Source organism: Streptomyces sp. E11-3, assembly GCF_046540415.1.
GTDB lineage: Bacteria > Actinomycetota > Actinomycetes > Streptomycetales > Streptomycetaceae > Streptomyces.
On sequence record NZ_JAZGRL010000003.1, the window covers coordinates 896,515 to 911,853 of the forward strand.

The following is a 15,339-nucleotide window of genomic DNA, read 5'->3' on the forward strand; positions in this document are numbered from 1 at the left end:
TCCGGTGTGGTGCGTGAGGGTCAGGAGGCTTGGAGCTCAGGCAGCGTGGTCCGCTCCAGGTCGGCGTCGGCGTCGGCCTCCGGGAAGAAGCCGACCTGGACGAAGAAGTCGACATACCGCTCGAAGAGCTCGACGGTCATCGGCGGGCACGCCACGCCGGTGCCCTCCAGTGCCCGCTCGGCCACGCTGGTGTCGACCGGCGGATAGAAGGCCTCGTTGTTGGAGGCCATCATCTCGAAGGCCTCAAGCAGCGGCAGCATCACGTTGTCGGGGTCCGACTTCACCAGTGTGCTCCAGGAGTTCCAGTCCAGCTCCGACAACCGGTGTCCGGCGGAACGGAGTTCGGTGACGAACTCGGCGAAGCTCAGATGGCTCTGGTTGTAGAGGTGGAAGGTCCCACCCGCCGTGGCGGCCTTCTTGGACAGTGCGACCACCGCCGCGCTGACGTAGTCCACCGGGGTCAGGTGCACCTTCCCGACCAGGCCCGCGGGCACCGCCCCGGCCTGGACGAGGCCGCGCAGGCTCAGCCAGACGAAGTCACGGGTCTGGCAGGCGCCGTTCACCTGGTCGCCGGAGATCACGTCGACCCGGTAGACCGACACCGGCAGCCCGCGCTCCCTGGCCACGCCGATCACCTGCTCGGCCACCCACTTGCTCTGCAGATAGCCGCTGGGCAGCGCCTCGACGGGTCCGGTGGTGTCGTCCACCTTGAGGGGCTCGCCCTGCGCGAGCTCGCCCGCGAAGACGCCGGTGGTCGACAGGTAGTGCACGGGCACCGTGCGGTGCCGGGCGGCCAGCCGCAGCACCTCCTCGGTGCCCGCGACGTTGGCCGCCTTCAGGCTGGTGAAGGGGTGCAGCCAGTGCACCGTCGCGCCCGCGTGGTAGACGGCGTCGGCACGGCGGGCCAGGGCGTCGAAGGTCTCGTCCGAGAGCCCGAGCCCGGGCTGGGCGAGATCGCCGACGACGATCCGCAGCCGGTTTTCGTCGACCTCGTCCCAGACGCGGAACCAGCGCAGGTTGTCGCGCAGCCGCCGCAGCCCCTCCTCCTCGTCCGCCGCGCGGACCAGGCAGTGCACCGTCGCCCTCGTCTCCCGCATCAGGTCCCGCAGCAGGAAGGCGCCGAGGAAGCCGGTCGCCCCGGTCAGGAAGACCTCGGCCGGGTTGTCGGCGAACCGTACGGTCTCGGCGGCGGGCTGGATGTCGTCCGCCAGCCGGATCTCCGCCTGGAAGTCCACCGCGCCGCGCGGGGCCTGGCCCACGCCCGCCTGGTCGAGCAGGGCGTCACGCAGGTATCCGGCCATGGCGTCGGGCGTCGGGTGATCGAAGACCAGCGTCGACGGCAGCCGCAGGCCCAGGCTCGCGCCCAGCAGGTTGCGGAGCTCGACCGAGGTCAGCGAGTCGAAGCCCAACTTGGCGAAGGTCTGGGCGGTGTTGAGAGATGACGCGTCGGCGTGTCCGAGCACCGTCGCCATGTCGGCGACCACGAACTCCCGTACCAACTGGAGCTGTTCCTCCTCGTCGAGCCCGGCCAGCCGTGCCGTCAGGTCGCTCACCGACAGCTCGGAGTTGTTGGCGGTGCGCCGTATTGGCCTGCGGACCAGGGAGGTGAGCAGCAGCGGCGTACGGTCCGGCTGCTCACGCATCGCGGCGAGGTCGAGCCCGGTGATCACCGGGGCCGGGTGCGCCAGGGTGAGCGCGAGGTCGAGCAGGCCAGGACCCTGCTGGGACGCGATCGGCTGGAACCCGGCCCGTGCGATCCGGGCGAGGTCGGCCTCGTCCAGGTCACCGGTGATGCCGGAGGCCTGCGCCCACAGCCCCCAGGCCGCGGCGGTCGCCGGGAGCCCGTGGGCCGCGCGGTGGGCGGCCAGGCCGTCCAGGAACGCGTTCGCCGCGGCGTAGTTGGCCTGTCCCGCGCCGCCGATCACTCCGGCGATGGAGGAGAAGAGTACGAAGGCGGACAGGTCCAGGTCCTTCGTCAGCTCGTGCAGGTTCCACGCCGCGTCGACCTTGGGCCGCAGTACGGCCGCCAGGCGCTCGGGAGTCAGATCGGTGACCAGCCCGTCGTCGATGATGCCCGCGGTGTGGACGACTCCGGTGAGCGGGTGCTCGGCGGGGATCGAGCGCAGCGCGGTGTCCAGCGCGGCGCGGTCGGCGGCGTCGTAGGCGGCGATCGTCACCCGTGCGCCGAGCGCGGTCAGTCCGGCTGTCAGCTCGGTGGCGCCCGGGGCGTCCGGGCCGCGGCGGCTGAGCAGCAGCAGATGGCGTATGCCGTGCTCGGTCACCAGGTGGCGGGCGAACAGCGCGCCCAGACTGCCGGTACCGCCGGTGATCAGTACGGTGCCGTCCGGGTTCCAGGCGCCGGAGCCAGGAGGCGCACCGGCGTCGGGCGCGGCCGGGGCGGTCGCGCGGCGGACGCGGGGGATCAGGACACGGCCGCCGCGGATGGCGGTCTGCGGCTCGCCAGAAACGAGGATCGTGGCCAGCAGGTCCGCCGAGGTGTCGCTGCCGTCGGTGTCGACGAGCAGGATGCGGCCCGGAGCCTCCGACTGCGCCGAGCGCACCAGACCCCAGGCGGCCGACGCCGCGAGATCCGGCACGTCCTCGCCGTCGGTCGCGACACCGCCACGGGTGACCAGCACCAGCCGGGCGCCGGCGGAACGTTCGTCGGCGAGCCACTCGCGCACCAGGCTCAGGGCATGCTCGGCGTGCTCGTGGACCGCGGCGACCACGTTGTCCGCACCGGCCGCCGAGGGCAGCCAGGCGACCAGCGCGTCCAGCTCGGTCCCGGCGGCCAGCGCGGCGCACGCGGCGGGCACGGTGTCGTACCGCTGGGCGTCCGGGGCATCCAGGGCATCCGGGGCGTCAGGGACGCGCGCGTCGCCGAGCACACCCAGCGCGACCGGCCGGTCGGGCGCGGGCAGCTCGACCGGCTGCCACGCCACCTGGAACAGCGCGTCCTCCTTACGCGCCAGCACGGCGTCGACCTCGTCCACGCCCACCGCCCGGGAGGCCACGGACCGCACCGTGGCCACCGGCTGCCCGGCCCGGTCACACATCTCAAGCTCCACGGCACCTTCGCCTACGGGCACCACCCGCGCCCGCACAGCGGTGGCCCCCGTCGCGTGCAGCCGGACGTCGCGCCAGCGCGCGGCGACACGCTGCGCGCCGCCGTCCGCGGTGCTGAACGTGCCATCGCCCGCGCTGCCGTCCGCGAACCCGTCCGCCGTCACCAGACCCGCCGCGCGTACCGCCGCATCGAGAAGCAGCGGATGGAGGCCGAACTCGGCGGCCTCGGCCTGGCGTTCCTCGGGCAGGGCGATCTCCGCGAGGATCTCGTCGCCCTGCCGCCAGGCACCCGTCACGCCCAGCGCGGCGGCCGCGTCGCCCACGGCGAGCGGCTCCGCGTCGACGGGCGGCCAGGCGAGCGGCTCGCCGGGCGCGGGGTGCGCACCGATGCCCAACTGCCCACTGGCGTACGTCGTCCACGGCACATCCGCGCCGTCCGGCCGGGCGTGCAGGGTGACGGCACGCCGGTGCTCGGAGTCGGGGGCGCCCACGGTGAGCTGCAGCTGGAGGGGCGTGTCCGACGGCAGCGCCAGCGGGGTGTGCAGGGTGAAGGCGTCCAGAGCTGTCGTGCCGAGCTCGTCGCCCGCGCGGATGACCAGGTCGACCAGCGCGGCGGGCGGCAGCGCCGGAACGCCGAGCACGGTGTGGTCCGCCAGCCACGGATGGCTGCGCAGCGAGACCCGACCCGTGAACAACGCACCCTCACCATCGGCGAGTTCGACCTTCGCTCCAAGGAGCGGGTGGGCGCCCGGGTGCAGCCCGAGGCCGGACGCGTCCGTGGTCGCGGCGGTGGCGCTCAGCCAGTAGCGCTCGTGCTGGAAGGCGTACGTCGGCAGCTGGGTGCGCCGGGCGCCCGTGTCGGCGAAGTACGCCGCCCAGTCCACCCGTACACCCCGGTTGTGCAGCTCACCCACGGCGTGGGTCAGCGTCTGGGCCTCGTCCTGCCCCGGACGCAGGGTGTGCGCGCTCAGTACCGCGTCCGGCTCCCGCACACACGCGGCGGCCAGCGCGGACAGCGTGGCGTCGGGGCCGAGTTCGAGGAACGTGGTGACCCCGTCGGACTCCAGGGTGCGCACCGCGCGCAGGAACTGGACGGCACCCCGCACTTGGGTGACCCAGTACTCCGGCGAGGTCAGCTGGACCGGCGACGCGGTGCGGCCGGTCACCGTGGACACGACCGGGATACGCGGCTGGTGGTAGGTGAGTTGGGCGGCGACGGCCCGGTAGGCGTCGAGCATCGCGTCCATGTGCGCCGAGTGGAACGCGTGCGACACCGTGAGCCGCTTGGTCCTGGTGCCCTGCCCGCGCCAGTGCGCGCAGACCGCGTCCACCGCGTCCTCGTCCCCGGAGACGACGACCGCCCGCGGCCCGTTCACGGCGGCGACGGAGACGGCGCCCCCGTGCTCCGAGAGCGAGGCGACGACGTCGCTCTCGGCGGCCTGGATCGCGGCCATGGCGCCCCCTTCGGGCAGCGCCTGCATCAGGCGGCCACGGGCCGCGACCAGCCGCGCCGCGTCGGCGAGCGACAGCACGCCCGCCACATGCGCGGCGGCGAGTTCCCCGATGGAGTGCCCGGCGACCTGGTCGGGCGCGATGCCCCAGGACTCCACCAGGCGGTACAGGGCCACCTCCACAGCGAACAGCGCGGGCTGGGTGTACTCGGTGCGGTCAAGCCCCTCACCCGAGGCGATCACGTCCCGCAGCGGCCGTTCCAGATGCGGGTCGAGCGCGGCGGTCACCGCGTCGAAGGCCTCCGCGAACACCGGATACGCGGCGTACAGCTCCTGGCCCATGCCGACGCGCTGCGCACCCTGCCCGGTGAACAGGAAGGCCGTCCCGCCCGTGCCGCGGGCCGCGGTGCCGACACCGGGGTGCGGCTCATCGGCGGCCAGCGCGCGCACACCGTCCAGCAGTACGTCCCGGTCGCGGCCGGTGACCACGGCCCGGTGCTCGAACCCGGTCCGCTCCGTGGCCAGCGAGAACGCCACGTCCAGCGGGTCAAGTCCGGCGCGCTCGCCGACGTACGAGACCAGCCGCCGTGCCTGGTCCCGCAGGGCGCCCGGAGTCTTGCCGGAGAGCACCCACGGCAGTACGGGGAGGGCCCGCCGCTGCTGAGGCGCCTCGGGTTCGGCCTCGACCGGGGCCTGCTCGACGATCACATGCGCGTTGGTGCCGCTCACGCCGAACGCGGAGACCCCCGCGCGCCGCGGCCGGTCGACGCGCGGCCAGTCGCGTGCCTCGCTGAGCAGCTCGACCGCGCCGGATGCCCAGTCGACATGCCCGGTGGGCTCGTCCACATGCAGGGTCCTGGGCAGCACACCGTGCCGCATGGCCTCGATCATCTTGATCACCCCGCCGACGCCGGCGGCCGCGACGGAGTGCCCGATGTTGGACTTGAGCGAGCCCAGATACAGCGGGCGGTCCGCGGGCCGCCCCTGCCCGTACGTGGCCAGGAGCGCCTGCGCCTCGATCGGGTCGCCGAGCCGGGTGCCGGTCCCATGCGCCTCCACCGCGTCCACATCGGCGGTCGTCAGGCCCGCGCCGGCCAGGGCCTGGCGGATCACCCGCTCCTGCGAGGGGCCGTTGGGGGCGGTCAGACCGTTCGACGCGCCGTCCTGGTTGACGGCCGTGCCCCGGATCACCGCCAGCACCTGATGCCCGTTGCGCTGCGCGTCCGACAGCTTCTCGACCAGCAGCAGGCCGACACCCTCGCTCCAGCCGGTCCCGTCGGCGGCCGCCGCGAACGACTTGCAGCGGCCGTCCGGGGCAAGCCCCCGCTGCCGCGAGAAGTCGACGAAGCCGCTGGGCGACCCGGAGACCGTGGCACCGCCCGCCAGCGCCAGCGCCGACTCACCCGACCGCAGCGACTGCACCGCCAGGTGCAGCGCCACCAGCGACGACGAACACGCCGTGTCCATGGACACGGCAGGCCCCTCGAACCCGAAGGTGTACGCGATACGCCCCGACGCGACACTGCTGAGCTTGCTGGTCATCAGATAGCCCTCAAGGTCCTCGGGGCCCTCGCGGTCGAGATAGCTCTGCTCCACCACCCCGGCGAACACACCGGTCCTGCTGCCCCGCAGCGCCCCCGGATCAATGCCCGCGCTCTCGAACGCCTCCCACGCGGTCTCAAGCAGGACCCGCTGCTGCGGGTCCATGCCCAGGGCCTCGCGCGGCGAGATCCCGAAGAACGGCGCGTCGAACTCCGTCGCCCCGTCCAGGAACCCCCCTTCACGGGTGTACGACTTCCCGGCCACGCCCGGCTCCGGGTCGTACAGCCCCTCGATGTCCCAACCCCGGTCGGTGGGCCACTCGGAGATCCCGTCGACCTCGTCGCGGACCAGCCGCCACAGGTCCTCCGGCGAGCGCACCCCGCCGGGGTAGCGGCAGGCCATGCCGACGACCGCGATGGGCTCGTCCTGGACCGACTCCAGGTCGGTGATCCGCTGACGCGCCTTGTGCAGGTCGGCGGTCACCCACTTCAGGTACTCGACCAGCTTCTCCTCGTTGGACTGCGTCGCGGATGGGGACGCGGCCTGCTTCGTGGGCTGGTCGTTGGACTGGTTCGACATACCGGTTCCGTCTCTCCTCGGTACGGGGCGGGCGCACCGGGGCGCCCGCACGGGGTCAGCTCGCGCTACGGCCGAGCTGGGTGTCGATGAAGTCGAAGATCTCCGCCGCCGAGGCAGATTCGAGCGAATCGGTCACGTCAGGGGCTTCGTCAGCGGCGCCGCTGTCCGCACCGAGGCGCGACACGAGCGCCTGGAGACGCACCGAGACCGCCGTCCGGGTCTCCACATCGGCTGCCAGGTCGGACAGGCCCGACAGGGCCGCCTCCAGACGGTCCAGTTCCGCGAGCGCCGGGGACAGCCCCTGCGCCCCGCCCAGCTCCATCCGGTCCAGCAGATGGGCGCCGAGCGCCGCGGGGTTCGGGTGGTCGAAGACCAGCGTGGCCGGGAGCCGCACCCCGGTCTGCGCGGTCAGCCGGTTGCTGAGGTCGACGGCGGTCATCGAGTCGAACCCGAGCTTCTGGAAGGGCCGTTCGGGCTCGATGGTGTGCCCGCCCGAGTGGCCCAGGACGACCGCGATCTCGGAGCACACCAAGTCCAGTACGGCCTGCTGCCGCTCCGCGGGCTCCAGCGCGGCCAGCCGCCCGCTCAGCGACGGTGCGGCCCCGCCGCCCGAGGTGGCGCTGCGCCGCTCGGCACCCTTGACCAGACCGTGGAACACCGACGGAACCCGGCCGTGCGCCCGCATCGCCGACAGGTCGACCGGCAGCGCGACCAGCTGGGCCTCGCCGTCGACCAGGGCCGAGTGCAGCAACTCCGTACCCTCCCGCGTCGGGATCGGCCGGAACCCCTCACGGGCGTACCGCTTGACCCCGGCCTCGCCCAGGCCCGCGTTCAGCCCGACGGTCAGGTCCCACACACCCCAGGCGATCGACGTCGCCGCGAGGCCCAGGGCCGCGCGATGACCGGCGAGACCGTCCAGGAAGGCGTTGGCGGCCGCGTACCCGGCCTGCCCGGGCCCGCCGATCACGCCCGTACTGGAGGCGAATACCACGAACGCGGACAGGTCCATCCGCCGGGTGAGGTCGTGCAGATGCCAGGCGGCGTCCGCCTTGGGACGCAGTACGGCATCGAGGCGGTCCGGGGTGAGATCGGTGAGCAGCCCGTTGTCGAGCACCCCCGCGGTGTGGATGACACCGGACAGCGGATGCGCGGCGGGGATGGCATCCAGCACCGCGGCCAGCGCCGTACGGTCCGACACATCACAGGCGGCGACGGTCACCTGCGCGCCGAGCGCGGTCAGTTCGGCCGTCAGCTCGGCGGCGCCCGGCGCGTCCGGGCCGCGACGGCCGACCAGCAGCAGCCGCCGCACCCCGTGCGTGGTCACCAGGTGGCGGGCGGCCAGCGCGCCCAGGGCGCCGGTGCCGCCGGTGATCAGGACGGTGCCCTCGGGGTCCCAGGAGATGGCCGAGGCCCCGTTGGTCGCCGACGTCGACGCCGAACTGCGCTGCAGCCGAGGCAGCCGGACCTTGCCGCCACGGATCGCCGCCTGCGGCTCACCGGAGGCGACCACCGCGCCCAAAGCGCCCTCGGGCAACGCCTCTTCGGCCGCCGCCGCACCGAGCGGCTGCTCCAGGTCAATCAGCGCGAACCGTCCCGGTGCCTCGGCCTGCGCGGAACGCAGCAGCCCCCACACGGTGGACGCTCCGAGATCCGACACATCGTCGATACCGGTCGTCACCGCGCCACGGGTGACCACCACCAGCGGCGTCTCGGCGAGCCGGTCGTCGGCCAGCCAGTCCTGCACCAGCGCCAGCGTGTCGTGGGCGCGCCCGTGCAGCGCCGCCACCACATCGGTCTCGTCGGGTCCGGAGCCGGCCCACACCCGTACGGCGTCGACCGGTGCGCCCGCCTCGACGGCCTTGGCCACCGCCGCGGCATCCGCGAACGGCACGCTGTCCCCGGTGGACATCACGTCGGGCGCGGCGCCCCGGCCCAGTACGCCCCACCGCACCGGCACATCCGGCTCGGTCAGCGCGGCCGCACCCCAATCCAGGCGGTACAGCGGCTGCACCGCCCCACTGGCCACCGCGAACTCCGTGTCCGCGACGTCCCGGAACTCCAGCCGCCCGACCGACAGCACCGGTTGCCCGGCAGCGTCGGCGAGCAGCAGCGACAGCGTGCCGTCCCCGAGGTCCACGGCGCTGACCCGGACCGCGCTCGCACCGACCGCGTGCAGCCGTACGTCGTGCCAGTCGGCCGGGACCCGGATGGCCCCCGCCTGACCGGTGCCGACGATGTCCAACACCGCCGAGGTACGGACCGCGGCGTCGAGCAGCGCCGGGTGCAGCCCGTACCGAGCGGCGTCCGCACCGAGCTCCTCGGGCAGCTCGGCCTCGGCGACCTGGCCCTCCGTCGCCTCGGGGAGGTCGGGCCCGGTCCCGGCCAGCAGGGTGCCCGAGGCGTGCGTGGTCCATCGGTTGCCCTCGCCCACGGGCCGGGCGTGCAGGGTGAACGCCTGCCGCCGGTCGCGGTCCGGCGGGGACACCGTCAGCTGGACCTCGGCGGCGTGCCGGGGCAGCACCAACGGCGTGTGCAGCGTGAGCCGTTCGACGGTGCCCGCGCCGAGTTCGTCGCCCGCGCGGACGGCGAGGTCGAGCAGCGCGGCGGGCGGCACCACCGGGGCGTCCAGGACGGCATGGTCCTCCAGCCACGCGTGACTACGCGCCGAGAGCTGCCCGCTGAACACCGTGCCCGCCCCCTCGGCCAGCTCCACCTTCGACGCCAGCACGGGATGGCCCAGACTCCCCGCCCCCGCATCGGCCGGATCGGACACGCGTCCGGTCAGCCAGTAGCGCTCGTGCTGGAAGGCGTAGGTGGGCAGGGGGACGTGCTGGGCGTGGGTGTCGGCGAAGTAGGCCTGCCAGTCGATGGGGACTCCGGTGGCGTGGGCCTGGCCGATGGCGTTGATGAGGGTGTCGGGCTCGTCGCGGTCACGTCGCTGGAGGGGGATGGCCGTACGGGTGTCGCCTTCGAGCGTGCTCTGGGTGAGGGGGGTGAGGACCGCGTCCGGGCCGATTTCGATGAACGTGCGGACGCCGTTCGTGTGGAGGGTGGTGAGGGCGTCGGTGAAGCGGACGGTGCCGCGGATCTGGTCGGTCCAGTAGCGGGGGGAGGTGAGTTGTTCGGTGGTGGCGTGGGTGCCGGTGAGGGTGGAGACGAGGGGGATGGTCGGTTCGTGGAAGGTGAGGCTGGTGGCGATGTCGTGGAANCCCGATGCTGGACCTGAGCCTGTTCCGGTCCCGCGCCTTCAGCGTCGCCCTGGGCATGCTGCTGCTCGCCGCCTTCGCTATCGGCGGTGTCTACCTCTTCGTCGCCCAGTACCTGCAGATGGTCGCCGGGCTCTCCCCGCTGCGCGCCGGGCTCTGGCTGCTGCCGGCCGCCGCGCTGCTCATCACCTCGTCGATGCTCGCCCCTGTGGCGGCCCGCCACATCCGGCCCGGCAACGTCGCCGGCATCGGCCTGATCCTGTCCGCCATCGGCTACTTCATCCTCATCCTGACCGACCCGAACAACGGCGGCCTGGCGTACGTCGTCGTCGGCTTCAGCTTCATCTACGCCGGCATGGGCCCGATCATGGCGCTGAGCATCTCCCTCATCGTCGGCTCGGCTCCCGCCGAGAAGGCGGGCGCCGCCTCCGCGCTGCAGCAGACCAGCAGTGACTTCGGCGTCGCCCTCGGCATCGCCGCGCTGGGCAGCGTCGGCACCACCGTCTACCGCAACGGCGTCGCCGACAACCTGCCCGCCGACACCCCGCCGGCCACCGCGGACGCCACCCGCGACACCCTCGCGCGCGCCCTGGAGTCGACCGAGAACCTGCCGGGCACGCTGGCCGACCAGATCCTCACCCCGGCTCGCGAGGCCTTCGCAAGCGGCCTCAACACCGTGGCGATCATCAACACCGTCCTGGTCATCGGCCTCACGGTCCTCGTGGTCACCATGCTGCGCCATGTGCCGCCCACCGGCAGCGCCCCGGAGCCCGCCGAGCAGGGCCCGGGCGCCGAACCCGCCACCGACACCGCCGAGCCGGTAGCCGCTTCCGATGAGCAGCCCGTCGGCGCCAACAGGTAGCACCCGGGCGGTATCTGACGCCCCATCTGAGCTGGATCCGATCTGGAGGAACGGAATTCATGAGCACCGAAACCGACACCGAGGTCGCGGCCGTACTGGAAGCCGTACGGGACATTGTTCCGACGCTGCGTGAGAACGGTCAGCGCGCCGAGGAGAACCGCTGGATTCCCGAGGACAACATCGCCCTGCTGGAAAAGGCCGACGTGTTCCGCACGGCGATGCCCCGCCGTTTCGGCGGGCTGGACTTCTCGGTCCAGGACCAGGCCAGGGTTCTCAGTGAAATCGGCCGTGGCTGCGGCTCCACCGCCTGGCTGGCGATGGTCTGGGTCTCGTCCGCCGGGCTGGCCGCGCTCTTCCCCGACCAGGCGCAGGAGGAGGTGTTCGGCTCGGGTCCGGTCCGTATCTCCGGTGGCTTCACCCCCAGCGGGCAGCTCAAGCCGGCCGACGGCGGATACGTACTCGACGGCAGCTGGCGCTTCAACTCCGGGTGCCGGGGCGCGGACTGGAACATCGCCGCGGCCGTCCTGGAGCGCCCGGACGGCACCCATGACGAGGTCGTCGCCATCGTGCCGATGGCGGAGTTCACCATCGCCGACGACTGGCACACCTCGTCGGCGTCGGCCACCGGCAGCTCCACCACCACCGCCAAGGGCGTCTTCGTCCCGGAGCACCGGGTCATCACCTTCGGGGACGCGATCCTCAACACCACCCCCGGCCGGGACGCCGCCGTGACGGAAGGCCGCAAGTACGGCCTCTTCTCCTACATCATGGCGGTGTGCGCGGCCGCTTACCTCGGTATCGCGCGCGGGGCCTACGAGCTCTTCCTGGAGCGGGTCCCCGGCCGCGGCATCACCTACACCGACTGGTCGGACCAGGCCAAGCACCCGCTGACCCAGATCCAGACGGCCACCGCGGCCAACAAGATCGCCGCCGCCGACGCCCTGCAGAGCGAGGTCCTCGACCTGCTGCAGCGGCGCGCCGACGCCGGTGAGCAGCCGACGGACGCGGAGAAGGCCGACGTCCGGGGCCGGAGCGCGTACGCCATCCAACTGGCCAAGGAAGCGGTGGAGATCGTCTACAACGCCGCCGGCGCCTCGGTCATCCAGCGCAACGTCCCGCTGCAGCGCTTCCACCGTGACGCCCAGGGCCTCGCGCTGCACGGGCTGCTGCTGCTGAGCACCAACCTGGAGGTCCAGGGGCGGGTACTCCTCGGGCTCGACCCGGAGACCCCGTTCCTCTGAGCCGCACGAGTCGCACCGAATTCCACTGAGAACCACGCGAAGGATTCCGCTCAGAACCACACGAGGAATTCCGCTGAGAACCGCACGAGGGCCGCTGCCGGCAAAGGGCAGCGGCCCTCTTGGTTCGCGTAATCGTGGGCGCGCTCCCCACTTACTCGTCATTTGATTGCCAATTGCCGCTCTCTGGTTAGCTCGACGGAGGAATTCATCCGCTGAGTAAAGGGGCGAAAGCCCCCGCAGAGAGGGATGTGACCATGTCCGAACAAGCCGTATCCGCCGCCTATCTCGAACGACTGCCAGACGAACTCGCCCTGCGCGCCGCGGACTTCGAGCTGCGCACCCGCACCATCGCGGACTACATCTGCCAGGAGCTGGGGCGCTTCCTGGAGATACCACCGGCGCATCGAGTCAGCGCGAGCCGCTCGCTGCGCAGCCAGGGCGTGGGCTCGATCACGGCACTCAAGCTCCGGCGCACCCTGGAGGACGCCCTGCATGTCGAGGTGTCGGCGGTGGATCTGCTGCGGGAGATCACCGTGGCGGAGGTGGCGGCCATGCTGGCCGGCCGGCTGGACGGCCCGACGGCCGAGCAGCTCGCCGCCGCGGGCGGTCGCAGGCCGTGACCATGACCGCGACAGGAACCGCCATCGGCGCACCCCGACCCTCACCCACCATCATCGCCAAGGACGGCGACCTGCACCTGTGGGCACTGTGCCAGCCATGGACCGACGAGGGATCCACCGTCATGGTCAAGTCCGAGCTGGACGACGCCGAGCTGGAGCGCGCGGCGTCGTTCGTGCAGCCGCACGACCGGCTGCTCTACCTGTCGGCGCACATCGCCCTGCGGCGCCTGCTGGCCGCGTACGTCGGCGTCCCGCCAGGGGAGCTGCGCCTGGGCCGCGCACCCTGCCCTGGCTGCGGCGGCCCGCACGGCCGACCGGTGGTCCTGGACACGGACCTGCCGCTGCACTTCTCGCTGTCGCACAGCCACGGGCTGGCCATCTTCGGCGTGGCCACCTCGCCTGTCGGCGTCGATGTGGAGCGGGTGCCGTCGCTGGAGACCGCCGAGCTGTGCCTGCCCGCGCTGCACCCCGCCGAACAGGCGGAGCTGGCCGAGCTGCCCGAGGACGAGCTGCCGATCAGCTTCGGCCGGCTGTGGACACGTAAGGAGGCGTATCTCAAGGGCATCGGCACCGGGCTCAGCCGCGACCTGGCCGCCGACTACCTGGGCGAACGGGAGGACGGCGTACCGGACCGGCCGAGCGGCTGGGTGGTGCGGAGCGTCCCCGGATACCCCAGCCATGTCACCGCGGCGGCGCTGCTCACGGACGACGACCACTGCACCACCGCCCGCAGGCTGCCCACGGAAGTCCTGTACACCGACGACGCGTCGGAACTGATCGCCGTCGCCAGGCAGCAGCTGTGCACCGAACTGCCCGCGAACGGCTCGGGGAGCGAGTGAAGATGACACCAGCACCAGCACCAGCATCGGCAGCAGCAGCACCGGTACAAGCGCCCGCATGCGAACCGGGACTCGACCGGCTGCGGGAACTGATCGATCTCAAGGAGCGGGCCCGCCAGGGCCCCGACCCCAAGGCCACCGAACGGCAACACGCCAAGGGCAAACTGACCGCCCACGAACGGATCGCGCTGCTGCTCGACAAGGGCAGCTTCACCGAGGTCGAGGCGCTGCGCAGGCACCGCGCCACCGGCTTCGGCCTGGAGGACAAGAAGCCGTACTCGGACGGTGTCGTCACCGGCTGGGGCACGGTGGAGGGCCGCACGGTCTTCGTGTACGCCCATGACTTCCGGATCTTCGGCGGCGCGCTCGGCGAGGCCCACGCACAGAAGATCCACAAGCTGATGGATCTGGCCATCGCGGCCGGCGCACCCCTGGTGTCGCTCAACGACGGGGCCGGGGCCCGCATCCAGGAGGGCGTCTCGGCCCTCGCCGGATACGGCGGGATCTTCCAGCGCAACACCAAGGCGTCGGGCGTGATCCCGCAGATCAGCGTGATGCTCGGCCCGTGCGCCGGTGGCGCGGCCTACTCTCCGGCACTCACCGACTTCGTCTTCGCGGTCCGGGACATCTCGCAGATGTTCATCACCGGACCCGACGTGGTCCAGGCCGTCACCGGCGAGCAGGTCACCCAGAACGGTCTGGGCGGCGCCGATGTACACGCCGGGACCTCGGGCGTGGCGCACTTTGCGTACGACGACGAGGAGACCTGCCTCGCCGAGGTGCGGTATCTGCTGTCGCTGCTGCCGTCCAACAACCGCGAGCTGCCGCCGACGGAGATCAGTGCTGACCCGGCGGACCGGACGGGTGACGCGCTGTTGGACCTCGTACCAGCCGACGGCAACCGCTCCTACGACATCCGCGGCGTCATCGAGGAACTCGTCGACGACGGCGACTACATGGAGGTCCACGCCGCCTGGGCACCCAACATCGTCTGCGCGCTGTCCCGGATCAACGGCCAGGTGGTGGGCATCGTCGCCAACCAGCCCAGCGCCATGGCCGGTGTCCTTGACATCAAGGCCAGCGAGAAGGGCGCGCGGTTCGTGCAGTTCTGCGACTCCTTCAACATCCCGCTGGTCACGCTGGTCGACGTGCCGGGCTTCCTGCCGGGCGTCGACCAGGAGCACGAGGGCATCATCCGGCGCGGCGCCAAGCTGCTGTACGCGTACTGCAACGCCACCGTGCCGCGGATCTCCGTGGTGCTGCGCAAGGCGTACGGCGGCGCGTACATCGTGATGGATTCGCGGTCGATCGGCGCGGACATCGCGCTGGCCTGGCCGTCCAACGAGATCGCCGTGATGGGCGCCGAGGGCGCCGCGAACGTGGTCTTCCGCCGGGAGATCGCCGCCGCCGACGACCCGGAGGCGATGCGCCAGCAGAAGATCAAGGAGTACAAGGAGGAGCTGGTCCACCCCTACTATGCGGCCGAGCGCGGCCTGGTCGACGATGTGATCGACCCACGTGACACGCGCTCGGTGCTGGCTCGTTCGCTGGCCATGCTGAGCTCCAAGGACGCCGAGCTGCCGTGCCGGAAGCACGGCAACCCGCCGCAGTGAGCACCGGGCCAGCCGGGAGATCTGTCGAGATCAGCGTGAGAGGGGCGGGACATGGACGACCACGCGGTGGACGCACACCTGATCCGGGTCGCGAAGGGGAATCCGAGCGAGGCTGAACTGGCGGCGCTCACAGCGGTGTTGCTGGCCCGCGCGGCGCACACCGGCGCCGAGCCGGACGACGTGTCGCGCGGCCAGCGGGCGGTGGCCCGCTGGCGCAGGCCGGAGCGGGTACGCGGCTTCGCCGGCCCGCGCACCTGGCGGACAGCCTGACAAGCGCCCAGGCCGGGGTACAGAGCGGTGGGCGGGAACCGGAGATCCGG

Annotated in this window: 8 protein-coding genes and 1 pseudogene; 6 read left to right on the forward strand and 3 right to left on the reverse strand. The window is 72.3% G+C overall.

What is annotated here, in order from left to right; genetic code table 11:
- Nucleotides 1–20: 20 nt before the first annotated feature.
- The 3 genes and pseudogenes from U9R90_RS33585 to U9R90_RS33595 all read right to left on the reverse strand — a co-directional run.
- A complete protein-coding gene (locus tag U9R90_RS33585) occupies nucleotides 21–6,638 on the reverse strand; it encodes a type I polyketide synthase (protein WP_411060941.1) in 6,618 nt (2,205 codons plus the stop codon).
- Between the two features lie 55 nt (nucleotides 6,639–6,693).
- Nucleotides 6,694–9,366, reverse strand: a complete 2,673-nt coding sequence (locus U9R90_RS33590; protein WP_411060942.1) for a type I polyketide synthase — start codon at nucleotides 9,364–9,366, stop codon at nucleotides 6,694–6,696.
- 204 nt (nucleotides 9,367–9,570) lie between these two features.
- A pseudogene (locus U9R90_RS33595) lies at nucleotides 9,571–9,837 on the reverse strand (hypothetical protein); the annotation flags it as partial.
- 14 nt (nucleotides 9,838–9,851) lie between these two features.
- Between U9R90_RS33595 and U9R90_RS33600 the strand changes: the two are divergent.
- The 6 genes from U9R90_RS33600 (at nucleotide 9,852) to U9R90_RS33625 (ending at nucleotide 15,289) form a co-directional block, all read left to right on the forward strand.
- On the forward strand, nucleotides 9,852–10,706 hold the full coding sequence (locus U9R90_RS33600; RefSeq protein WP_411060944.1) for an MFS transporter: 855 nt from the start codon (nucleotides 9,852–9,854) through the stop codon (nucleotides 10,704–10,706).
- 59 nt (nucleotides 10,707–10,765) lie between these two features.
- Complete coding sequence (locus U9R90_RS33605; protein ID WP_411060933.1) at nucleotides 10,766–11,947, forward strand: acyl-CoA dehydrogenase family protein; 1,182 nt, start codon at nucleotides 10,766–10,768, stop codon at nucleotides 11,945–11,947.
- Between the two features lie 254 nt (nucleotides 11,948–12,201).
- Nucleotides 12,202–12,567 carry an acyl carrier protein gene (locus tag U9R90_RS33610; RefSeq protein WP_411060934.1) on the forward strand — a complete coding sequence of 122 codons (366 nt, stop codon included), beginning with the start codon at nucleotides 12,202–12,204 and terminating at the stop codon, nucleotides 12,565–12,567.
- Between the two features lie 2 nt (nucleotides 12,568–12,569).
- On the forward strand, nucleotides 12,570–13,406 hold the full coding sequence (locus tag U9R90_RS33615) for a 4'-phosphopantetheinyl transferase family protein (RefSeq protein ID WP_411060935.1): 837 nt from the start codon (nucleotides 12,570–12,572) through the stop codon (nucleotides 13,404–13,406).
- 2 nt (nucleotides 13,407–13,408) lie between these two features.
- Complete coding sequence (locus U9R90_RS33620; RefSeq protein WP_411060936.1) at nucleotides 13,409–15,019, forward strand: acyl-CoA carboxylase subunit beta; 1,611 nt, start codon at nucleotides 13,409–13,411, stop codon at nucleotides 15,017–15,019.
- Between the two features lie 51 nt (nucleotides 15,020–15,070).
- Nucleotides 15,071–15,289, forward strand: a complete 219-nt coding sequence (locus U9R90_RS33625) for an acyl-CoA carboxylase epsilon subunit (protein WP_411060938.1) — start codon at nucleotides 15,071–15,073, stop codon at nucleotides 15,287–15,289.
- Nucleotides 15,290–15,339: the final 50 nt, after the last annotated feature.